19 protein-coding genes and 1 pseudogene are annotated in these 21,508 nt (G+C 40.3%); 3 read left to right on the top strand and 17 right to left on the bottom strand.

The genetic code is table 11. The annotated features are described in order from the left end of the window. Positions 1–66: 66 nt before the first annotated feature. Complete coding sequence (locus tag HR060_RS01260; protein ID WP_174198442.1) at positions 67–261, bottom strand: hypothetical protein; 195 nt, start codon at positions 259–261, stop codon at positions 67–69. Between the two features lie 301 nt (positions 262–562). Here HR060_RS01260 and HR060_RS01265 point away from each other — a divergent pair, with 301 nt between their 5' ends. Then, positions 563–2,059, top strand: a complete 1,497-nt coding sequence (locus HR060_RS01265; RefSeq protein WP_174198443.1) for a peptide MFS transporter — start codon at positions 563–565, stop codon at positions 2,057–2,059. Between the two features lie 337 nt (positions 2,060–2,396). On the opposite strand, the gene bamB is transcribed toward HR060_RS01265, so the two are convergent. From bamB to HR060_RS01320, 11 genes are all read right to left on the bottom strand, one after another. Further along, positions 2,397–3,617: an outer membrane protein assembly factor BamB gene (gene bamB / locus HR060_RS01270; RefSeq protein ID WP_174198444.1), complete on the bottom strand. Its 1,221-nt coding sequence runs from the start codon at positions 3,615–3,617 to the stop codon at positions 2,397–2,399. Further along, positions 3,617–4,246, bottom strand: coding sequence for a YfgM family protein (locus HR060_RS01275; RefSeq protein WP_174198445.1), 630 nt, complete (start codon positions 4,244–4,246; stop codon positions 3,617–3,619). The genes bamB and HR060_RS01275 overlap by 1 nt, the downstream gene beginning before the upstream one ends. A gap of 9 nt (positions 4,247–4,255) precedes the next feature. Then, positions 4,256–5,530, bottom strand: a complete 1,275-nt coding sequence (gene hisS / locus HR060_RS01280) for a histidine--tRNA ligase (RefSeq protein ID WP_174198446.1) — start codon at positions 5,528–5,530, stop codon at positions 4,256–4,258. 37 nt (positions 5,531–5,567) lie between these two features. Beyond that, positions 5,568–6,695 carry a flavodoxin-dependent (E)-4-hydroxy-3-methylbut-2-enyl-diphosphate synthase gene (gene ispG, locus HR060_RS01285; RefSeq protein ID WP_174198447.1) on the bottom strand — a complete coding sequence of 376 codons (1,128 nt, stop codon included), beginning with the start codon at positions 6,693–6,695 and terminating at the stop codon, positions 5,568–5,570. After that, positions 6,695–7,807 carry a RodZ domain-containing protein gene (locus HR060_RS01290; protein WP_174198448.1) on the bottom strand — a complete coding sequence of 371 codons (1,113 nt, stop codon included), beginning with the start codon at positions 7,805–7,807 and terminating at the stop codon, positions 6,695–6,697. Before HR060_RS01290 ends, ispG begins: the two co-directional genes overlap by 1 nt. Continuing rightward, positions 7,804–8,586 carry a type IV pilus biogenesis/stability protein PilW gene (gene pilW, locus HR060_RS01295; RefSeq protein WP_174198449.1) on the bottom strand — a complete coding sequence of 261 codons (783 nt, stop codon included), beginning with the start codon at positions 8,584–8,586 and terminating at the stop codon, positions 7,804–7,806. Before pilW ends, HR060_RS01290 begins: the two co-directional genes overlap by 4 nt. 12 nt (positions 8,587–8,598) lie before the next feature. Further along, a complete protein-coding gene (rlmN, locus tag HR060_RS01300; RefSeq protein ID WP_174198450.1) occupies positions 8,599–9,723 on the bottom strand; it encodes a dual-specificity RNA methyltransferase RlmN in 1,125 nt (374 codons plus the stop codon). A gap of 168 nt (positions 9,724–9,891) precedes the next feature. Beyond that, the gene (gene ndk, locus HR060_RS01305) at positions 9,892–10,320 is read right to left on the bottom strand and encodes a nucleoside-diphosphate kinase (protein WP_174198451.1); all 429 of its coding nucleotides are present in this window, start codon (positions 10,318–10,320) and stop codon (positions 9,892–9,894) included. Positions 10,321–10,492: 172 nt separating this feature from the next. Next, complete coding sequence (locus tag HR060_RS01310; RefSeq protein WP_174198452.1) at positions 10,493–13,504, bottom strand: PqiB family protein; 3,012 nt, start codon at positions 13,502–13,504, stop codon at positions 10,493–10,495. Further along, positions 13,491–14,141, bottom strand: a complete 651-nt coding sequence (locus HR060_RS01315) for a paraquat-inducible protein A (protein WP_174198453.1) — start codon at positions 14,139–14,141, stop codon at positions 13,491–13,493. Before HR060_RS01315 ends, HR060_RS01310 begins: the two co-directional genes overlap by 14 nt. Further along, entirely contained in the window at positions 14,128–14,739 is a 612-nt protein-coding gene (locus HR060_RS01320) for a paraquat-inducible protein A (RefSeq protein ID WP_174198454.1), read from the bottom strand. Before HR060_RS01320 ends, HR060_RS01315 begins: the two co-directional genes overlap by 14 nt. Positions 14,740–14,884: 145 nt before the next feature. Here HR060_RS01320 and miaE point away from each other — a divergent pair, with 145 nt between their 5' ends. Beyond that, positions 14,885–15,637 (top strand): tRNA isopentenyl-2-thiomethyl-A-37 hydroxylase MiaE, encoded by a 753-nt coding sequence (gene miaE, locus HR060_RS01325; RefSeq protein WP_174198455.1) that lies wholly within the window; start codon positions 14,885–14,887, stop codon positions 15,635–15,637. A 20-nt stretch (positions 15,638–15,657) separates the two neighbouring features. Here the strand turns inward: miaE and HR060_RS01330 are convergent, their stop codons facing one another. From HR060_RS01330 to HR060_RS19180, 5 genes and pseudogenes are all read right to left on the bottom strand, one after another. After that, positions 15,658–16,023: a DUF4124 domain-containing protein gene (locus HR060_RS01330; RefSeq protein ID WP_174198456.1), complete on the bottom strand. Its 366-nt coding sequence runs from the start codon at positions 16,021–16,023 to the stop codon at positions 15,658–15,660. Positions 16,024–16,099: 76 nt separating this feature from the next. Beyond that, the gene (locus HR060_RS01335) at positions 16,100–16,870 is read right to left on the bottom strand and encodes a DUF599 domain-containing protein (protein WP_343044132.1); all 771 of its coding nucleotides are present in this window, start codon (positions 16,868–16,870) and stop codon (positions 16,100–16,102) included. Positions 16,871–17,058: 188 nt separating this feature from the next. Then, a complete protein-coding gene (nhaA, locus tag HR060_RS01340; RefSeq protein WP_174198457.1) occupies positions 17,059–18,246 on the bottom strand; it encodes a Na+/H+ antiporter NhaA in 1,188 nt (395 codons plus the stop codon). A 117-nt stretch (positions 18,247–18,363) separates the two neighbouring features. Then, positions 18,364–19,323, bottom strand: a complete 960-nt coding sequence (locus HR060_RS01345) for a sensor domain-containing diguanylate cyclase (protein ID WP_174198458.1) — start codon at positions 19,321–19,323, stop codon at positions 18,364–18,366. After that, positions 19,323–20,332 (bottom strand): annotated as a pseudogene (locus HR060_RS19180) (response regulator). Before HR060_RS19180 ends, HR060_RS01345 begins: the two are co-directional and overlap by 1 nt. 281 nt (positions 20,333–20,613) lie before the next feature. Between HR060_RS19180 and HR060_RS01360 the strand changes: the two are divergent. Further along, on the top strand, positions 20,614–21,453 hold the full coding sequence (locus HR060_RS01360; RefSeq protein WP_174198461.1) for a DUF3014 domain-containing protein: 840 nt from the start codon (positions 20,614–20,616) through the stop codon (positions 21,451–21,453). Positions 21,454–21,508: the final 55 nt, after the last annotated feature.

Here is a 21,508-nt window from a genome sequence, read left to right on the forward strand (position 1 = left end):
AATATCAAGTATTTAGCCTACCTTGAACAATATCAAGCAGAAATACAGTCGAATAAGTAAGTAACTTTATTTATTGATAAAAACGGCTTGGCCTAATTCACCTCTTTCAACTGCGGTTTTAACTTTATCAATATCAGCTTGTAGTTCTTCTAATGCGACCTTTAGCTCTCTTAAAGGCATACTTTCCTTATTTTGTTGCGCAAAAGAAGCTAAACGATTAGATAACTGCCCTAAATTTAATTGCTTACCTGTTTCACTCACAACTTTTATCTTCCTTACATTTGTATACATTTACGTTAACAGGTTAACATTTTTTGTACAACCTTTACCCAACTCAAAAAAACGCCTATTAAACGAGAAAAACATTTACAAACAAAGTGATATAAAAATTACGAATCTACCTTGTACTGTAAAGAAATCTATCGCGAAAAGCTTAGGTGTAAGCTTTACTTACCAAGTGGAAACCAACTACTCGACCTGTAAACTTGCATTTGCAACTCAGCAAAATTAAGGTTGGGCGCTTTTACTAAAAATACAACTAATAAACAAACTAGGAGTTGCTATGACTCAAGCAGTAAACAAGGGGACGCTGCTAGGCCATCCTAAAGGTCTATTCTTACTCTTTGGTACAGAGATGTGGGAACGAATGAGCTACTACGGTATGCGTGGTATTTTTGTTCTTTATTTAAGTACTATCGCTACCGCAGCCGCAATGGGCTGGGATATGGGATACTTCGGTATCGACCCTAATTCTGCAACGGCGCAGGAAGATTATAGCAACGCTTTACAAGCTAATGCCTTAAGTTATTTAGGTACCTATGCCATGTTAGTTTACTTGACCCCTGTACTAGGTGGTTGGTTAGCTGATAACAAAATAGGACAACGCAAAGCCATCATTATTGGTGGTGTGTTAATGATGTTAGGCCAATTTGCAATTGGTGTACCTCATGATCTAATCCCGGGTATGGAAGTGACCTTCCTTTGGCTGGGCTTAGGCTTAATGATTATAGGTAACGGCTTCTTCAAACCTAATATCTCTACTATGGTGGGCGATTTATATGAAGAAGGTGACCGTCGCCGTGATTCAGCTTTCACCATCTTCTACATGGGTATCAACTTAGGTTCTATTCTTGGTTATTTCCTAGTGGGCACCATTGGCGAAAAAGTAGACTACCAATATGGTTTTTTAGCGGCCGGTGTTGGTATGGGCTTAGGTGTTTTACTGCAATTATGTCTATCAAATCGTTATTTAGGTGACTTAGGTCAAACGCCTTCGGCATTAAAAGGCCAAAAGAAAAATGCACCTAAGGTGAAAAAACCTTTAACGCCTGTAGAAAGAGACCGCATGAAAGTGTTCTTGGTACTTTCTATTTTCAACGTATTCTTCTGGGCTGGCTTCGAACAAGCGGCCGGTGTACTAAACTTATTTGCAAAAAATAATACCGACCTATTTATTATGGGCTGGGAAATGCCTGCTTCTTGGTTACAATCAGTCAACCCAATCTTTGTTATCCTATTTGCTCCTATCATCGCCTCAATTTGGGTTAAGCTAGGTGACAGAAACCCGAGCTCTCCTGCTAAATTTGCACTTGGTTTATTCTTCTTAGGTCTTGGCTTTGCTTGTATGGTTGGTGCTGCAATTCAAATCGGTGAAGACCAATCAGTTAAGGCAAGTATCTGGTGGTTAGTAATGGCTTACATGTTCCATACAATCGGTGAGTTATGTTTATCTCCTGTTGGCTTATCTATGGTAACTAAGATTGCACCTGTGCGCTTCTTGTCTTTCATGATGGGTATCTGGTTCGTGTTTATGGCGTTCGGTAACAAGTTAGCCGCTGAAGCAGGTAAGCTAGTGGGTACATCAGGCCCATTCAACACATTTTTAGGCGTTACTATCTTCGCTATGGTTGCAGCTTTAGTACTTTATCTTATCCGTGAAAAATTAGTTGATTGGATGCATGGTGCTGAAGATCCTAACTACAAAAACGAAGAAGAAGCACTAGAAGAAGAAATGAGTGTAACAGCTGATCACGAAGGCATGCCTAAAAAGCATCTTTAATTAGCTAACTAAACCGTCTTCCAATCAAAAGCCTTACTTTTCTCAAATGAAGTAGGGCTTTTTTATTGCTCAAATAAAGCGATTACAACACTCCCCGCCTCGCTCTTATTGGCAAGTCAGTCATGCTATTAAATTCACCTTCTATCTCGATATAACGAACTAGCGTTGAGCGTTGAGCGTTGAGCGTTGAGCGTTGAGCGTTGAGCGTTGAGCGTTGAGCGTTGAGCGTTGAGCGTTGAGCGTTGAGCGTTGAGCGTTGAGCGTTGAGCAAGAAAGATTAAAATACAAGCATAAAAAAACCTAGCTAATGCTAGGTTTTTTTCAGTAATAATTGAAGTTATTCTGCCGTTATCGATTTAATATCAATAACGTTTAGTTCACCGGCTTTATCCTGAATATAAAGTCTTTCTTTATCAACAATACCAGAAGAGAAATAAGCTTCATCATCTGCCTGATATTGGCCAATAATTTCACCTGTTTCGGCATCTAACCAGTGCAAATAGCCTTCAAAATCACCCACTACGATATAACCTGCTTGAACAGTAGGTGCATTTAAACGACGATTGCGCAACTCGGCATTACTCCACAATTCAATACCGTTTCGACGATCAATCGCCATAACATTGCTTTGATTATCAACTAAATACAAGGTATTACCCGAGTAGCTTATATCTTCAAAACCGGCATATTCACGCTTCCAAGCTATGCGGCCATCTCTAATGTCTAACGCCATTAAAGTGCCGCCGTAAGATAAAGCATAGATATTAGTACCAATAATGATCGGCGTTGCGTCAATATCCACGACTCTTTCGAGCTCAGTACTACCAGTCGGTTTTGATACGGCTTGATCCCAAGCTAACTGGCCTGATTTGGCGAGGTAAGCAGTTATTTTACCGTGTGCGCCACCAACAATGACACCACCTGCAGAATAAATAGGTGAAGATGCACCGCGTAAACTAAGTGGAGGTACTTCAGATTCAGTCTGCCAAGTTTCTTCACCCGTCTGCGCATCAAGTGCATAAACTAAACCAGATGATGTTTGAATAAAAACACTACCAGCATCAACTTCAGGAGTGGTGATCACTTCACCTTTAACTTTAACACGCCAAGCTTGTTCACCCGTTGCCTCATCAAGGGCAATAACTATTCCGTCTTCTGTGCCTAGATATAACTTTTCGTATGAAGAGGCCATACCACTGACTCGTGCAGTAAAGTCATCATCAAACCAAAATGTTTGCCAAAAGCCATTTGGCGTTTCACGCACATCGGCTTGCCACAACTCTTCGCCAGTATCTTGGTCATAAGCAAAGATATCGCCAGAGCGAGAAGCAGCAAACACTTTACCGTACGCGATCACAGGTTTTAGGCGAGAGTAATACTCTTGTACACCGTCACTGACACTCTTCTGCCAAACATTGTCTAACTCAATTTTTGAATCAACAACAGGCACAGGCATAGGCAAGGTATCTGGATCGACATCATCACTCGATGCACATGCTGCAAGACCCAGTACTAAACTAACAGACAGGCATCTAGCCAGACGTGTTTTTAAAGTCATTACGATGCAACCACAGTTGTGTTAACAGCTAAATCGTCAATTTTCATTTGTAAGCTAGGGTTACCAACTAAACCGCCTTTATCAGCAGCTGTTTGGTATGAAGAGCGCGCTTGTTCTGCTTTGCCTTGACTTAATAATATATCGCCTTTTAACTCAGCAACCTGAGCGGCAAATGCATCCGGGAAAGTACCAGATACAATCGTTAGCGCTTTGTCAGCTTGTTCTGATGAAAACAATACTCGCGCTAAACGCAAGCTTGCAACTGCTTTAACTTGCTCTGTCGTTGCATTGTCTTTTACCCAAGTTAACTGGCTTGCGGCTTTATCAAACTCTTTAGCTTCAACATATTGTTTTGCTAACATAAGAGCAGCTAGCTCAGAGTAACCAGAGCCTTTATTCTCTTCAATAAAACCTTTTACTTGCTCAGGCTCCGTTGCTAACTTTTCAACTGTGTCAGCGTATTGAATAGAAGCTTGCTCTTTCGCTAAGATTTGCCCATCTTGGTAGTAGTTGTAACCATAAACACCACCTAAACCTAAAACGACACCCGCAACCAGCGAAAGGCCGTTTTCTTGCCAAAACTTTTTAATCGCTTCTACTTGTTGTTCTTCTGTTGTATATGCTTCCATTGTATTCCCCTAGCTATCTGACGTTAGCGCAGACGCTAAATCTGTTAGTGCAATGCTGATTTGAGGTTTTTCTTCTCTTAGGTACTTAACAGTAACTTGGCCATTTGCAACTTCATCGTCACCTAAAATAACAGCCAAGCTAGCACCACTTTTATCAGCTTTTTGTAATTGTTTCTTAAATTTACCACCACCGCAGTTTAATTGCACTCGGCTGTTTGGTAATAATTCACGAATTTTTTCAGCTAACGCTAAACTCTGCTTCTCTGCTTCTTGACCTGCAACCACAATATAAACGTCAACAGGACCAGGGATATCTTGAGTCAGCTCTAATGTTTCTAAAATAAGCACTAGACGCTCTAATCCCATTGCAAAGCCTACCGCTGGTGTCGCTTTACCACCTAACTGAGAAACTAAACCGTCGTAACGGCCACCAGCACATACTGTACCTTGCGCACCTAAACAATCAGTAACCCATTCAAATACAGTACGGTTGTAATAATCTAAACCGCGGACCAGTCGTTCGTTAACTGTGTATTTGATGCCTAAAGAGTCTAAACGTTCACATAAAGTTGAAAAATGTGCTTTGGAATCATCACTCAAGTAATCAGATAACTTAGGTGCATCGACTAAAACAGCCTGAACATCTGGGTTTTTAGTATCCAATACACGTAATGGATTTGTTTCCATACGACGCTTAGAGTCTTCATCTAAACTCGCTTCGTGTTGCTTTAAGAAGTCGACTAATGCTTGACGATATTCAGCACGGTCTTCATTAGAACCTAAAGAGTTGAGTTCAAGTGTTACTTTATCTGCAATACCAAATGCTTGCCAAAAACGAGCAGTCATGGCAATAACTTCAGCATCAATATCTGCCTCGCTCATGCCAAAAACTTCCACACCAAATTGGTGGAATTGGCGATAACGACCTTTTTGTGGACGTTCGTGGCGGAACATAGGACCCATATACCACAAGCGCTGTTGCTGATTGTAAAGTAAGCCGTGTTGGTTACCCGCGCGAACACAAGAAGCGGTACCTTCAGGACGCAAAGTTAAACTATCACCATTGCGGTCATCAAAAGTGTACATTTCTTTTTCGACGATGTCGGTTACTTCGCCAATTGAACGCTTGAATAAATCAGTAGACTCAACAACTGGCATGCGGATCTCACTGTAGCCGTAACGCGCTACAGTATCTCTTAATACTGATTCAACTTTTTGCCAAACAGGGGTTTGTGTAGGAAGGCAATCGTTCATGCCACGGATTGCCTGAATATTTTTTGACACGATAAAACTCTTTTAATTATTCAATTTATGTTGGTAGTTATTTAGTTGAATCATCAACTGCCACATCAATGCGTTTGCTTTCATCAAGGATGCTAGCTTTAGCGCGAATATGCTTCTCTAGCGTATCGACAATGTTATCATTATCAATGCGCTCTTTCTGGCGTTCGCCATCCATGTAAAAACCACTTTTGCTTTGTGCACCAGCAAGACCGATATCAGACACTAATGCTTCACCAGGGCCATTTACTACGCATCCAATAACCGATACTGACATAGGTGTAGTCACATCTTCTAAACGCTCTTCGAGTGCATTCATAGTACTGATAACATCGAACTCTTGACGAGAACAGCTTGGGCAAGCAATAAAATTAATGCCACGTGAACGCAATCTTAGTGATTTTAAGATATCAAAACCGATTTTTATTTCTTCAACAGGATCTGCTGCTAACGATACTCTCAATGTATCACCAATGCCTTCGCTCAGTAACATGCCTAAACCAATGGCTGACTTTACACTACCCGCTCTAAAACCACCGGCTTCTGTGATACCTAAGTGCAGTGGGTTTTCGATTTGTTTAGATAACAAACGGTACGCCCCAACGGCTAAAAACACATCTGATGCTTTTACACTGACTTTGAATTGTTCGAAGTTCAGGCGATCGAGAATATCTACGTGACGCATTGCTGATTCTAATAAGGCTTCAGCTGTAGGCTCTTTGTATTTTTCTTGAATATCACGTTCAAGAGAACCACCGTTTACACCAATGCGAATGGGGATATTTTTATCACGGGCACAGTCAACTACAGCACGTATGCGCTGCTCATTACCAATATTGCCTGGGTTAATACGCAGACAATCAGCACCGTACTCAGCTACTTTTAAAGCAATTCGATAATCAAAGTGGATATCGGTAACCAGTGGAATACTGACCTGCTGTTTAATTTTCTTAAACGCTTCAGCTGCATCCATTGTCGGTACGGATACACGCACAATATCAGCACCTGCATCTTGGATACGCTTGATCTGTGCAACCGTTGCAGCTACATCTGTGGTTTCTGTGTTTGTCATCGACTGTACAGAAATTGGTGCATCACCACCAACAGGCACATCACCTACCCAGATTTTTTTTGTTTTTCTACGAATAATCGGAGATTCATGAAACATTACAATCTATCCTCAAACGGTAACTCGAAACGTGCTGTTTGACCGTTTTTAAAGCTTGCCAAATCTACAGGTTGGCCATCTAATTTAATTTTTACATTTTCAGGAGCACCAAGTAGCATTTTAAATGGTGCAACACCAGTCAGAGTTAGTTCTCGACCAGCTTTGTATAAGTTATAAGCAACACGTTTACCGGTTGCGTCGTGAATAACCGTCCAGCAATCATCAGTAAAGTTAATAGTGAGCTGCGTTTCAGGTGAAACTTCAGGTTGCGCTTTATTAACGGATGCCTCTGTTGCTTCAGCAACGGGTTTTCTTACTACTTTTTTAACCCGCTTAACCACCACTTTTTTCGTTTTGGTCTGGGTGCCCGCTAATTGACGGTCTGAAGCACTCAGTTGCTGCCCTATCATGTCGAGTTCAATACTACTGGGTTTCTCAACTTCATCTTTGAATTTAGGTTGCACACTGGATTGTGTTTCTTCGGTGGTGGTTTCAGTGATGATTTCAGTCAGCGTGAGTAGTTCACTTTCTGTAGCCGCGGTTTCTTCTGTTTCTGTAGTGCCTTGTTCAAAAGTACTCGTTTGTTGCTTATCAGTTGCTGTAGCAGTACCCGTACTTTCGTCTGATTTCTCTTCGGTTTGGTTATCTGTAATAGGAGAACTAATAAGAGATTGAGTTTCAGTAGAAATTTCTGTGTCAGGTAAGGTCGTTTTAGAAGTACCTTGCCACCACAACACAACAAATCCTATCATCACAGCAATGATAAGATAGGTCAGTAACATTAAACGGTTATCGTTGGCTTCTTTTTGAGTACGCTGTGAAAAGCTGGTCATTTTAGCATTCGATTCGTGATTACTAACTTTCTCGTAAATAGCGATAAGGTCCGCTTCATTTAAGCCAAGTAAACGCGCATTCGACCTCAGGTAGCCTTTAACGTAGATAGGCTCGCCAATTTCCTTAAAATTATTCTCTTCTAAGGCAACAACAATTTCTAATTTTAAATTTAAACTATCAGCAACATCTTGCTGAGACAGTTTTTGAGCTTGACGATGTTGTCTAAGCAACTGCCCCGGAGTGATATCAGCTTTTAATTCTTTATTTGATTCGCTCATTGACGCAGTAACTGTTTATATTCTTGTGCTTCTTTTGAATTAGCATGATAGCGTATCAGCGATTGTCCATATTGTTTAGCAATATGACTCTCACCTTGCTGCTCAGCAATACGATAACCTAACCAAAGGCTACGAGCAGTCAACTTAGCAGCTCGCTCATAGCGCTTTAAGTAGTTTTTAGCTTCGACTACATCGCCCTGAGAAAAGTGATAATCGGCTAACTCAACCAGCGCTTTGCCACTGTAGGGATTGTGACTTAATGCCTTATCAAAGTAACCGAGGGCTTTTTCTGTCCCCCCGTGCTCCAGTAAGCATACCCCTAAGTTGACATAGGTTTGCTCTTCTCGAATGTAGTCGTCTTGCTCGACGGCCAGCAAAAAGTATTGCTCAGCTTCAACAATTTTGCCGTTTTGACATAAAAAAGCACCATAGTTGTTCAATGCATCACCATTTTCTGGATCGAGCTCAAGTACTCTTTTGTAAGCATTATTAGCATTGTCTAATTCATTAACTATTTGATAGTAATAAGCTAAGCTGTAATGCACTTCAGGGAGGTTCGGCGCCGCGGCCAGTGCTTTATCTAGATTAAACTTAGCTTGCGAATAATTCCCCACTTTTATGTATTGTAAACCCAATGCCATTCTAGTTTTGGCCACTTCAACGGGGTTTACATCTGTTTTATTAACAGGCTCATCACTGCCAACATAACGTGTCTCAGTGACACAAGCACTGAGCGTCAAAGTGAAAAGAACAACAAAAAAGAGAGGTAATTTATTCATTATCTTATTAATTTAGATTGCTTTAACGTTGATATTCTCGCCTTTCTCACGTTTTTTCAACATGCGTTTAGTTCTATCGACAACATCACCGACTAACTGACCACAAGCAGCATCAATATCATCACCTCTCGTTCGACGAACAACCGTTACCAAATCATACTCCATCAGGACTTTTGCAAAACGGTCGATTCGAGAATTACTCGATCGTGTATAAGGGCTGCCTGGGTATGGATTAAACGGGATCAAGTTGACCTTACTTGGCGTACCTTTTAGGGTTTTCGCTAATTCATGTGCCTGATCTGTACTATCGTTGATACCGCTCAGCATAACGTACTCAATTGTTACGCTGTTATTTGCTTTGGAATCTTTAATATAGCGACGACAAGCCGCTAAGAAAGTCTCAATATTGTATTTTTTGTTGATAGGAACAATTTCATCGCGTAATTCATCATTTGGCGCATGAAGGGAAATAGCAAGCGCGACATCTATTTGCTCTTTAAGCATATCTAACGCCGGTACTACACCTGAAGTACTGACGGTAACTCGACGCTTAGACAGACCAAAAGCTAAATCATCCATCATGAGCTCCAGCGCGGGTACTAAGTTCTTCATATTTAGAAGCGGTTCACCCATCCCCATCATAACAATATTCGTCACTGGGCGGCGCTTAGTCTCGCGAACTGGGCCTATGTCTTTTGCTACACGCCAGACCTGACCAATGATTTCAGATACAGATAAGTTACGGTTAAAACCTTGTTGCGCTGTTGAGCAGAAAGTACATTCTAATGCGCAGCCCACTTGGCTAGAAACACATAAGGTTGCTCGATCACCATCTGGGATCCAAACAGACTCTACTTCCTGACCGCCCTCTAGCTCCATTGCATACTTAATAGTCCCGTCACTAGATTCTTGTCTAACTTTGATTGTAGGTGCTTTAATCTCACACTCAGCTTCAAGTTTTGCTCTAAGCGCTTTGCTCAGATTATTCATTTCTTGAAAATCATCCAGACCGTAATGATAAATCCACTTCATTACTTGATCGGCACGGAAATTCTTTTCACCAATGCTGCTAAAGAAATCTCTCAATCCCTGACGATTCAAATCTAATAGATTTATACGCTCTGACGTTGCGCTCATGTTAGTAAGTACCTCAAATAAAACACGCTTTCATTGTACATTTATCAACCTAGCATTGCTAATAGCGATAATATTTAGAGCAAAAACTAGGCAATAGAAATACAAAAAAGCTGCTTAGCCCGACGCTAAGCAGCTTTTTTCTTAAATTTGATGCTTATTTTAACTTAATTAAGCGCGCGGGCAAAGCTCGTCTTCGCTAAAGAAGTATGCAATCTCACGTGCAGCTGATTCTAAAGAGTCAGAACCGTGTGCAGCATTTGCGCTTACTTCTGTTGCGTAGTCAGCACGGATAGTACCTGTAGCCGCTTCTTGAGGGTTAGTTGCACCTAGGATTTCACGGTGTGCTAACACTGCATTTTCAGCTTCTAAAACTTGAACCATTACAGGGCCAGAAGTCATGAAGCTTACTAAGTCATCAAAGAAAGGACGACCGTTGTGTTCCGCGTAGAAACCTTCAGCTTGCTCTTTTGACATATGGATCATTTTAGCTGCAACAATTTTAAAACCTGCAGTTTCAAAACGGTTGTAGATTGCGCCAATTACATTTTTAGCAACTGCGTCAGGTTTGATGATTGAGAAAGTACGCTCTAAAGCCATGATAAAACCTTAAATTAGATATGATGTTTGTGCTTGAAAAATCAAGCGGCATTATACGCAACAGCTCGCTATGCGCGAGTACTAGCCGCTTTATTACCAGTACTCATTATTATTTCAAGTGTAACTTAATAATTACATAGATGACAGCTACTCAGTACATAGGCCTATGCGCTTAGTTTAATGGCAAGTTTGGTTTCCACTCCAACCAATCATGGTCAACAGAATCGTGTAATTTAAAGCGCTGCCCTTGCTGCGCTTTTTCCGCCTTTTTATCTTCTGGTGTCGCAAAAGCAATACCGCCAGAAACGATAGTTTCAAGGGATTGCGTATCGATTTTCACGCCTGAAAATAATCCGGCATCGACTTCAATTCCGCTTGCATTCCAGAACTTAGTTTGATCATTGACTAAATTCACATAGCGCGATTTAAGGTTGATAAAAATCGACACTCCATTTCCTGAACCGTTTAAATCAACGCCAAGTACATCACCAACTTCAACTTGGCGATAGTAAACAGGGTCACCCGCTTTTACAGAACCTGCAAAATCTGTAGACAATGTCAGGTTTAAACCTGTTTTAAGCGTTTTTAACGCTGGCTCGTACGTGCTAGCGATAAATGTATAAGCCGTATTAGCTTGCTCACTACCAGCTCGAACAGAAACGTAGTTACCCGAAATTAATGCCATAGGGTTTCTAAATTCAGCAACGCTGACTCTCGCTTGTTCGAGCCAAAATTGACTATCGCTGCGGTATAACGATTGATATTTTTTAGCGACAAAAAGTTCAACTTTTGTGGTAGCGAGGTCTTCGCTTAATCTTACTTTGGTAACTTCACCCACTTTGTGGTTGTTAAAAACAACAGGTGCACCTACTTTGATATCGACAACTTGCTGCCAAGTAATCGCCAAGTTCACGCCGCCCATTTCAGCTGCCAATTCAGTCGGGAACAACTCGAATACCTCCCCTTCATCTGCAGGATTTGAGTCCATTTCGTCTGTTGCTAACAAGGCAATGCCACCTTCTAGTATGCTTGCCACACTCGCTGTATTTATTTTAATGCCTGACAAGCTACCTTGTACTTCGATACCGCTGGCGTTATAGAAATGCGCACCTTTAGTTACAAGGTGGCGATAGCTATCAAAAATAGTCGCATATATATCAACTTGGCTGCCATCATCAGTCATCTTGACCAAATCAACTTCACCAATTTTCAATTTGCGGTACGTAATATCTGAACCGTTGCTAATTGAGCCAGAATCATCAACCTTGAATTGAATTTGCAGGCCACTTGCTAAGTGCTCTTTTTTCGCTGGCGTTAACGATAATTCAAACTCATCTTTTCGCTCACCAAACCCAGGTTGTAGTTCTAAATAAGCACCACCAATCAATGCATCAACATCGACTTCACCTGCTGAGAGCTCTGCTTCAACTAACCAAATTTGAGTACCGTCTTTAAATAAATCCCGAAATTCTGGACGGAAGTTTACTTGCACCGCAATTTGTTCTTCATTAGCAATCAAGGTCTGTTGCATCACTAGACCAATGTCTATGCCCTGATATTTAATACGCGTATGACCGCTAATTAGAGGCTTCATATGAGCGGGCATGGTTAGCATGATTTCTGCCGAATTAACGGCTTGTTGGAAATTATCAAATAAACTAGTCATGTGACCATCGGCAAGTGTTTTGCCTATATCAAAATCAATTGTCTGAAAAGCAATACCGCCAGAAATCATCGCAGCAAAAGGCGCAGTTCGAACGTTAAATGATTGCAGGTTACCACTAAATTCTACCCCACCTAATTGATAGAAAACCGAACTATCGTTAACCAAGAATTCATATTGTGGTTGTATGTGAACATGCACTTCGAATGATTCGTTGTCACCGAGTAGCTTTGTTGATTGAACCGTACCGACCGCTAATTGTTTGTAATAGATGTTGGCACCTGGGAAGATAGAATCGACATTGCGCGATATTAATTTTAAGTGCAAACCCGGCTCTGAAAAATCTAACGGCGGGGCGGTTGGCAGTACTTCATAACCATATGCAATTGGCGCCTTACCATCACCTAACCGGAAAGTGATATAGGGCCCTTGTAATATCGTCTCTAAATTATTGATGCCTGAAGCGCCAATTGAGGGTGAGACCATCCAAAAAACTAAGTCTTCTCTTAAATGCTTAGCCATTCCCGGTAAAAAATAAACGTCACCGTGAAGTGAATCTGTTGTTTCATCGTAATCAATCGATTTAACAAAACCGACTTCGATATTTTCGTACATGACTTTTGTACTTTCGACTTGTATTTTGCTGTTTTTTGGGAAGTGCATTTTGACAATGACACCAGCTTTTGCAGCATCGTAGTCTTCGTACAGTTTATACTGAAAGCCTGCACTGACTGGCTCACTTGGTTCATTATCCGGCGTAACAAATGCGATGCCACCACTAATAATGGAGGCCAAAGATTGCGTTCTAACCTTAAACGCAGAGATACTGCCACTTATTTCAACACCACTGGCATTCCAAAAGCGAGAGGTTGAACGCACAAGGTGAGCGTGTTCAGGTTGAATAAGCGCTTTAATTTCAATGTGCGAACTGTCCTTGGCAAGTTTTGTATCATATACATAACCCACCGCCACTTGTTTGTAGTAAATTTGGCTTCCTCGCCCTACAGAGCCTTGAGTTTCGGCAGTCAGCACAATATGTAAACCTGGGGTATCGCTAGCCAGTGGGGGCTCTTCTAAAACGGCATCAAAAACCCGCTTCTTGTTCCCCTCTGTCGCACCTATTCTCAATTCAAAATAACGTCCAGTCAGCACCGTATCTAAACCCGACACGCCTGAAAAGCCAACCTGTGGTTTAACTAACCAAAAAATAGCGGTTTCATTTAAAAAAGGCTCTACATCTTTTATCAACTCAACTTCAGCTTCTATCTTATCTTCTTCTTTGTTGATATTAATGGCGTTGATCACACCAATTGGCAAACCGCGATATCGAACCTCCGTTTTGCCGGCAACTATCCCATCACTGGAATCTAACCGAATGACAACATTCACCCCGGCACTAAGAATAGATTGAGCAACTAACCACAACCCTATTATTGCTGCGATAACAGGCAGTAACCATATGGCACTAAATGCACTCTTTTTATGAACAACAGCTGCTGTAGTATTATCATTTTGAGTCATCGATTTTTTCCTTGTCCCATAACAATCTAGGGTCTAAATAGTGTGCAGCAATCATCGTTATGATCACCATAATGCCAAAAGCAGTTGCGCCTGGGCCGGCTACAATTTCTACTATAGAACCCAATTCTACTAACGCGACTAAAAGCGCTACAACAAAAACATCTAACATTGACCAACGTCCAAAAAACTCTATGTATCGATACATTTTGGTTTTCTGTTTAGCCGTTAATTCAGTTCGCCTTTCAAACGAATAAAGTAAATAAAACAGCCCCATTATCTTTGCAAGAGGAACGACAAAACTTGCGAAAAAGACAACAAAAGCAATTGGGTACATCCCAAATTTCAGCAGAGTAAAAATACCCGAAAGAATGGTATCGGGTTGACCTTTACCAAAGTAAAGAATGGTCATAATGGGATAAAAATTAGCAGGAAGAAAGGCGATTAAAGATGTGATAGTCCAAGCCCAGCAGCGACGCAAAGAATCTTTTTTTCGCTGCTCGATATGGCTTCCACAACGAGGACACTTTTGGTGCGGGTTTTGTTCTTCATATGGCACAAGGTAATCACATAAGTGACATTGTGCTAAACCTTTTTCCTTGGCAGTTATTGGGTTAATAACGTCCTTACTTTCCGTCATGCAACCTCTGCCAAATGAGTTGCTTATCTAATGATAATTTTAAAAATAATTGCGAAAGCATAAAAAAGATAAAACAAATAATACCAGTATCGAAGCTCAACTCTGCCATATCTTTTAATTTGATAATAGAGATTAAGATACCAAGCATGAATACTTCCAGCATTTCCCAAGTGTCCATTTTGTGATACCACTTAAACAAGGGTTTGAGCCAACCTAAGTGTGTCCTATTTTGTAGCAAAGAAACATTGACCGTTAAAGCCACTATAAGCTTTATAAAAGGCGCTATCACGCAAAAAACAAGGATACTCAATGCAACAAATACCAAGTCGCTCTGCCATAAAGATGAAATAGCTTGAATCAGCGATGCTGAGCTTTTCATGCCAGCAGCTTGTATCGCCATGATAGGTAAATAAATCGCAGGGAAGAATAAAACTAAGCCAGCACTGCTGATCGCAATCGAACGCTTAACACTATCGTGTTTACGTTGAAGAACATGATGACCACAACGAGGACACGTTGCTTCCTCCCCTTCTTTGATGTCATGGATTTCTATTAACAGATCACATTCGTTACAAGCAAAAGTGGTTTTATTTAGCACAAGCTTACTGTTTTGTTATTTGATTAAATAGTGCCTAAAACATGAGCAAATAACAAGCCTGTAAAGTACTAGAAAGCTATAAATTTAATAAAGTTCACAAGTTAGATATAATGCGCTTAATTTCCAGCAGTAAAGAGTTAATCTTTTGAATACGCTACTTGAACCAATCAATCAGTTTCTACATTGCTCAACGCCCGATGAATGGGTCGAAAAAGCCAAGCAACCAGAGAACTTATCCATGTTGTTAACCGACCACATGATTTGTGAGTTAAAGGCAGCTCAAACAGCCATGTGGTTGATTCGTAAATATGCAGTTGATAAAGAAAGTGGTGATGCCTTACTCGCTTGGTTAGCACCGTATGAAAAGTTTATTTACCGCAAAGAAGGTAACTTAGCGGATTTAACAGACAAAAATAAACTGAGTAAAAACTTAGTGCCCAAAAGCACATCAAAATACGGCCAAGATCTAATTGATAAAATGGTGCTATTAATCAAAGAGGAATTACATCATTTTTATCAAGTATTAGAGATCATGACTGATAGAGGAATTGAATACGACAACATTACTGCTGGCCGCTATGCAAAAGGATTAATCAAGCACATTAAAACACACGAGCCCGAAACACTCATTGATAAGCTCATTTGCGGTGCTTATATTGAGGCCCGCTCATGCGAGCGCTTTGCCAAATTAGCGCCATTTTTAGATGATGAGTTAAACAAGTTTTATGTATCACTACTGCGCTCTGAAGCACGCCATTATCAGGATTATTTAAACTTGGCTGAAGAAATAGCTGGTTGTGACATTACTGAGCGTATCGACTATTTTGGTAAGATTGAAGCAGAGTTAATTAACACACCTGACAGTGATTTTAAATTTCACAGTGGTGTGCCCGCTTAAATTCGAGCACACCTAGTCAATTAACAACCCGACTTTTGTAGCTTTCTTTGGTAGTGCTTAATCAGGTTTTTAGCTGAAGCTTGTTCATAACCAAAGCTTGAAAACTGCTTCTTTTGAACAAGCGTGTATTGTGCTCTTAACTGCTGACAATCGCTTTCATCAGTTAAGTGATACCTTGAATTGGCTAATACAGAATTTGCCTTAATATTCGGGCTGCGCTTTGCTTGCCCTTTTCCAACTTCAACAACCTTACTTTTTTCATCAATTGGGCGTTCAGAAAAGTGCACTTGCCCATTTTCATCTGTCCATTTGTAAATAGCCGCATGAGAAGATGAAAAGAAAAAGCCGATAAAAACTACAGACAGTAATTTAAGGTAGGAAGGCATAACTAAGTTTTTTGTTGTTGATTTTCAAGGGGGCGTGATTATTACTTAGCAGTGCATAATAATCCACTCTGACCAGTTAACTTTTACTATCTCTGTGATGCGCTTCACGTGCTTTTTCTAATTCCTGCTGCTTTTCCATGTAATAAGCTGAACTAGACAACCCCCTGCTGAGCATATCTAAAGTTCGTGACTTGAACTCACGAATGTATAACACCCTAACAACAACCAAGCTGCACAAAATATAAAACAGCGGGTGAATAAGCCAACTTAAAGTCGCAAGTGCAAAGTAGTACGCTCTTAAGCCATCATTTTGATTATGTCCTGCTTGATCAAGCAATTTACCTGCATTTCGAGCAAACGCCCTTTTCATCGATGTTGTTGCGTTCTTATCATCAAAGTTAGGCGCGGCTCCGACCATCGCCGATACAAAACCAGATTGTCTTAATGCCCAAGTAAATTTGAAAAAAGCAAAAACTAAGATGGCGCTGATAACAAAAAACTTAATTTTAATGGCCTCCACCGTTTGAGGATAAGAAAACGGAACGGCTTGAGTAAAAGCAAGTAGGTTTTCAGCAGTGGTGATACCGGTGAATGCACCTGCAATAGCGAGTAAAGAGGTAGAGGCAAAAAAGTTAATGTTGCGCTCTAAGTTTCCCATCAACGCAGCATCTAACATTCTATTTTCACGTTCAAGTAAATGCCTCATCCAATCAATGCGGTAGATGACTAAAACGCTCGATAACGAAGTATCTTTTTTGGCCATTCGCTTAGCGAACCAGCTATAGCCAAACCAAAGTAACAATGCAACTAAAAAAGCTGATGCATCAAACCAGGTTAACGTATTCACAATTTGGCCTTGTTTAGACGAAAATAGTTCTAAAAGCTCAGCAAGCTCCCGTACTCAGAAATCGGTAAAAGAAAATTGAGTAGTTTGCTGCGGTATTTAGAATAAAAAAATAAAAAGACTCGTTCAGTGATATATTTGCAAGGCTTTACTAGCTGCGCAAATATCACTGCCACGAGTCTAATTAACATTTAGTTGGTCTCAGGTTTTTCTTCGGGTAGTGCTTTATTTAATACTAAGTAACCAGCAATACCAGAGACGAGTGAACCTAAAATGATACCGATACGCTCATCAAACTGAGCTGCATCACCGGCGGCTTCAAACGCTAATGAGCCAATAAACATACTCATGGTAAAACCAATGCCACAAAGTAAAGATATACCGTACAGAATTGGTAAGGTCATACCTTCAGGCAGTTTGATTAAGCGTAATTTCACCGTAACAAAACAAAGACCAAATACACCTAACTGCTTACCAATTACAAGACCGGCTGCAATACCTAAAGGTACACTGTGTAACAGGTCATCAATACCTACACCTTCTAAGTTAATACCTGAGTTAGCAAATGCAAATAAAGGCAATACAAGTAAGGCCACAACAGAGTGTAAATCGTGTTCGAGTGATATCAGTGGTGAGTTATTATTATTTTCGGTATCCCGCATGGGAATAAACATAGCTAAAGCAACACCCGCTAACGTCGCATGGACACCACTTTTTAATACCGCAGTCCACATAACTACACCAATAAGGATATAAGCTGTAATGTGCATACAACGGCTTCTGTTCAAGATAAAGAGTAATAGCAAACACACTGCTGCAATAATTAATGCTGTCGCAGAGATTTTAGTGGTGTAGAACAAGGCGATAATGATAATTGCGCCAATGTCGTCAAAGATAGCGAGCGATACGAGGAAGATTTTGACAGATAGCGGTACCCGCGAACCAAACAAGGTTAAAATACCGAGTGCAAAGGCAATATCCGTTGCTGCTGGTATTGCCCAGCCTTTAATAGCAATAGGATCACCGCCATTTAACATCAGGAAAATCAGGGCTGGAGCAACCATACCACCAAATGCACCCAGAGCAGGGAAAGCAACGGCTTTAAAATTATTAAGCTCCCCTTCTAAAACTTCCCTTTTGAGCTCAAGGCCGACTAAGAAGAAGAATATGGCCATTAAGCCATCATTAATCCAAAGTAATAATGGTTTAGCTATCTCAAATACACCAATCTGAATAGCAACAGGTAAATCGATTAAACTTTGATAATAAATAGAAATACCGCTGTTTGCGGCAAGCATGGCAAGAAGTGCGGCGACAAAAAGTAAAATACCACCTGCCGACTTACTGTGGAAAAACTGAATAATTTTATTTGTGATCATATTTTATAAACCACCTTTAAAGACATAATATGTCAACTATAAAGAAAAAATCGTCAATAAAAAAGCGCTTAGATGACCTTAAGCGCTTTTTTTGTTTCTAATATTTAAGGCTTAAGGTTAGCTGTAGACATTGGCCTGATTTCGACCGCCTTCTTTAGAGCGGTAAAGTGCTTTATCAGCATATTCAATCCATTCCTCATGACTCGCTATGTCGTCATTAATTTCCGCTATACCTAAGCTGACTGTGTAGTTTACTGTCTGATTTAAATGTGAAACGGGTGTTTGCTCAATCAGTTTTCGTAACCTTTCAGCGTAAATCATGGCTTGCTCAGCTGATGTGTTGACCAAAATCACCACATATTCTTCACCACCATAACGACCAGCAACATCCGTTTCCCTCAAACTAATATTGAGAGCTTCGGCAGCTGCTTTAATCACTTCATCACCCGTTGGGTGACCGTATTCATCATTAACCTTTTTGAAATGGTCGATATCGAAAATCATCATTGAGCTAACGCTGCCAGTCCGTTTACAACGTTTAAACTCTCTTCCTAAACACTCTTCCCAAAAACCGCGATTATACAACCCTGTTAATCTATCCGTCCTGGACAAACGCTTTAGCTCGTCATTCGCCGCTTTTAGTTCTACTCGGTTAACGGCTACATCCGTCACATCGTAGATAATTAGGCCAATACGCTCTACCCTACCATCAGCTGACCCCAATGGAATAATGGTCGCATTTTGGTACATGAATTCAGCTTTACCGGTTATCGGTCGGTAGTTTTTAAATTTAAAAAGGTATGGTCTTTGCTCCCAAGTAGTGAAAGCTCGGTTATTTAATAAAAATACAGATTCAGCTTTATGCCTAAACCAATCCTCATTTATTTCTGAGAACATCTCGAATAAAGATTTGTCACGTACTTGATAAGGCATTAAACCACTGTGACTTTCCATAAAGCTATTCCAGAGCTGGATCTTGTACTCGCGATCTAGGATAACAAGACCAACATCTAAATTTTGTAGCATCCCCATAAGGGAATGGATTTCTTTAAAATCCTCTGCAGATTGAGTACCCATTAATCATCCAACAAAAAGTTAATTTTGGTATTAAGCGCTTCAATAGCCTCTTCAGTAAACAATAATAAGAGGTCACAATTGATGTCAAAACCTTCAATCTTGTAATTGATTTCAACCGCCAACGTTTTCGTCCAACGATAGTTATTTGCATTAATAAGCTCAGCTAAGTTGACATGCTGTCCTAAAACAATGGGATGCCCTTGACTAAATACCACATCAAGCTGCTCAGCAATGCCACGCAGACAAGCACCGATCAAAATATTTGCTACATCCATCAGTAGTTCAAGCTCTAAAGAGTTATCTAGCTCACCACCATATTTTAAAAGTTTAGAAATATCACCGAAGCTCGCATCATTAAAAATTAACAAAGCTTCACCTGAGATCCCGTTACCAATAAAACCTTGGCAAACACCTGAAACAGAGTCAGTACTCTCGATACCACTCAGTGCCATACGCAATTCATTAACTTCTAATAAGTTGACCACTGGTATTGGTAGAATCACGTGTACATCAAGTAAACGCGCTAATAAATCAGCCGCTTGCCCCATGGCTACATTAGAGATTTCTTGATAGCAATCTCTTTGATCTTCCGTGATAGTGACATTTAAAGTAGGGTTCACAGAAATACTCTCACAGCTTAAAATTACAAAATGCCGAATTCTTTTAAAATCAATTCGGCTTTATTTTTATTAATCGGCTTTTTGATAAAGTCGATAGCCCCTAAGCTTTTAACTCTTTGCCTCGCTTCGGGCTGAATATCACCTGAAACCACTATGACCATAGCGTTCAAGTCTTGAGATTTTATATTCGCTAAAGTTTCGAAGCCGTCCATCACAGGCATAGTCAAGTCGAGGAATACAACCTCTCCTTTACCTTCTTTTATGGCTTGAAGTGCCTCTTCTCCGTTGCAAGCGAAAGTGATATCTACGTCCCAGCCATCGGGTAGAGAGCGAGCCATTTGCTTTCGCGCAAAATTAGAGTCATCACAAATTAAAACTGGAGTTGTCATAATCTCGATTCAAATTTAATAGTTGAGTAATATGCTTCGCAGAGCATATCTAAGTGTTAGATATAATTAAAAATTTAGCAAACATGAACATCAAAGATAATTTATCTGACGTTATAAATTCAGTTTGTGATGATATATCGGCAATTGCAATAACTAAAAAGTTAACAAACATTTCAAAGTGTTTATTTTTTAACCCGTATAAAAATGAACTATCTAGGTTTTGATTAGTCTCAATTAATTATTTATAAATCATATATCTAGCATTTTCATAGGTAATAAATATGGTCAACAACCAATCTCAATCATCGCTACTTATCCCTATCATCGCACTTGTTGCGGTCGTGGCCGGTCTCGTGTTTCTTTTCATGCCAGAGAGTCAAACTGAACAAGCGCCAGTTGTAGTAGAAACCACTACCGAAATGGTCACTGAAACAGACATTGCCAAAGAGATACCAATAATTGAAGAGGTAGTCACTGAAACAACGGCTATTACAGAAACATTAACTGAAGTTGAAGTGGCTGTTCTGCCCGCTCCAAAGGAGCCTGCGCCCATCGAAATTCCTGAACTAGAAGACAGCGACAGCTGGGTGCTTGAGAAAGTTAATCTCAGTAATACTGTATTAATTGAAGGAAGTGATTTACTCAGCCAGCTTGTTACTTTTATCCATAACGCCGCTAAAGGTGAAGTTACATACAACCAGTTGCCTTTAAAACCGTTAACTTCATCATTTTCAGCAGTGGCAAAAAGCGATGATGAATACATCTTATCGAGTGCTAACTACAGCCGCTATGACAACTATGTAAGTACCATTACTCAGTTACCCGCTGAAAAAATAGTTAAACTAATTGAATTAACTTCACCATTGACAAAGCAAGCCTTAAATAGCCTGGGCGATGACAGTGCTAACTTTAATAGCGATTTAAAAGCCAGTTTAGATTTATTAATCGAAACACCCTTAGTTGTCGGTGACATTACACTCATCGCACCTTCTGCTATGTATCAATTCAAAGATCCTAAATTAGAGGCACTTGCCCCGATTCAAAAGCAACTCATCAGAACTGGCCCAACAAACCAAGAAAAATTGCAAAACTGGTTTAAGCAAATCAGAGCGCAACTGTAATAAAAGTGGAGTGGAAGTTATCGCAGCAAACGCTAGGCTAAAATGGCTTACCTCA

The organism is Marinifaba aquimaris (assembly GCF_013328345.1).
GTDB lineage: Bacteria > Pseudomonadota > Gammaproteobacteria > Enterobacterales > Alteromonadaceae > Marinifaba > Marinifaba aquimaris.

Bases quoted from the DNA above. Each gene is read 5' to 3' on its own strand.
- HR060_RS01265 (WP_174198443.1), top strand. From the start codon at position 563: ATGACTCAAGCAGTAAACAAGGGGACGCTGCTAGGCCATCCTAAAGGT.
- bamB (WP_174198444.1), bottom strand. From the start codon at position 3,617: ATGACTTTAAAAACACGTCTGGCTAGATGCCTGTCTGTTAGTTTAGTA.
- HR060_RS01275 (WP_174198445.1), bottom strand. From the start codon at position 4,246: ATGGAAGCATATACAACAGAAGAACAACAAGTAGAAGCGATTAAAAAG.
- ispG (WP_174198447.1), bottom strand. From the start codon at position 6,695: ATGTTTCATGAATCTCCGATTATTCGTAGAAAAACAAAAAAAATCTGG.
- HR060_RS01290 (WP_174198448.1), bottom strand. From the start codon at position 7,807: ATGAGCGAATCAAATAAAGAATTAAAAGCTGATATCACTCCGGGGCAG.
- pilW (WP_174198449.1), bottom strand. From the start codon at position 8,586: ATGAATAAATTACCTCTCTTTTTTGTTGTTCTTTTCACTTTGACGCTC.
- rlmN (WP_174198450.1), bottom strand. From the start codon at position 9,723: ATGAGCGCAACGTCAGAGCGTATAAATCTATTAGATTTGAATCGTCAG.
- ndk (WP_174198451.1), bottom strand. From the start codon at position 10,320: ATGGCTTTAGAGCGTACTTTCTCAATCATCAAACCTGACGCAGTTGCT.
- HR060_RS01310 (WP_174198452.1), bottom strand. From the start codon at position 13,504: ATGACTCAAAATGATAATACTACAGCAGCTGTTGTTCATAAAAAGAGT.
- HR060_RS01315 (WP_174198453.1), bottom strand. From the start codon at position 14,141: ATGACGGAAAGTAAGGACGTTATTAACCCAATAACTGCCAAGGAAAAA.
- HR060_RS01330 (WP_174198456.1), bottom strand. From the start codon at position 16,023: ATGCCTTCCTACCTTAAATTACTGTCTGTAGTTTTTATCGGCTTTTTC.
- nhaA (WP_174198457.1), bottom strand. From the start codon at position 18,246: ATGATCACAAATAAAATTATTCAGTTTTTCCACAGTAAGTCGGCAGGT.
- HR060_RS01345 (WP_174198458.1), bottom strand. From the start codon at position 19,323: ATGGGTACTCAATCTGCAGAGGATTTTAAAGAAATCCATTCCCTTATG.
- HR060_RS01360 (WP_174198461.1), top strand. From the start codon at position 20,614: ATGGTCAACAACCAATCTCAATCATCGCTACTTATCCCTATCATCGCA.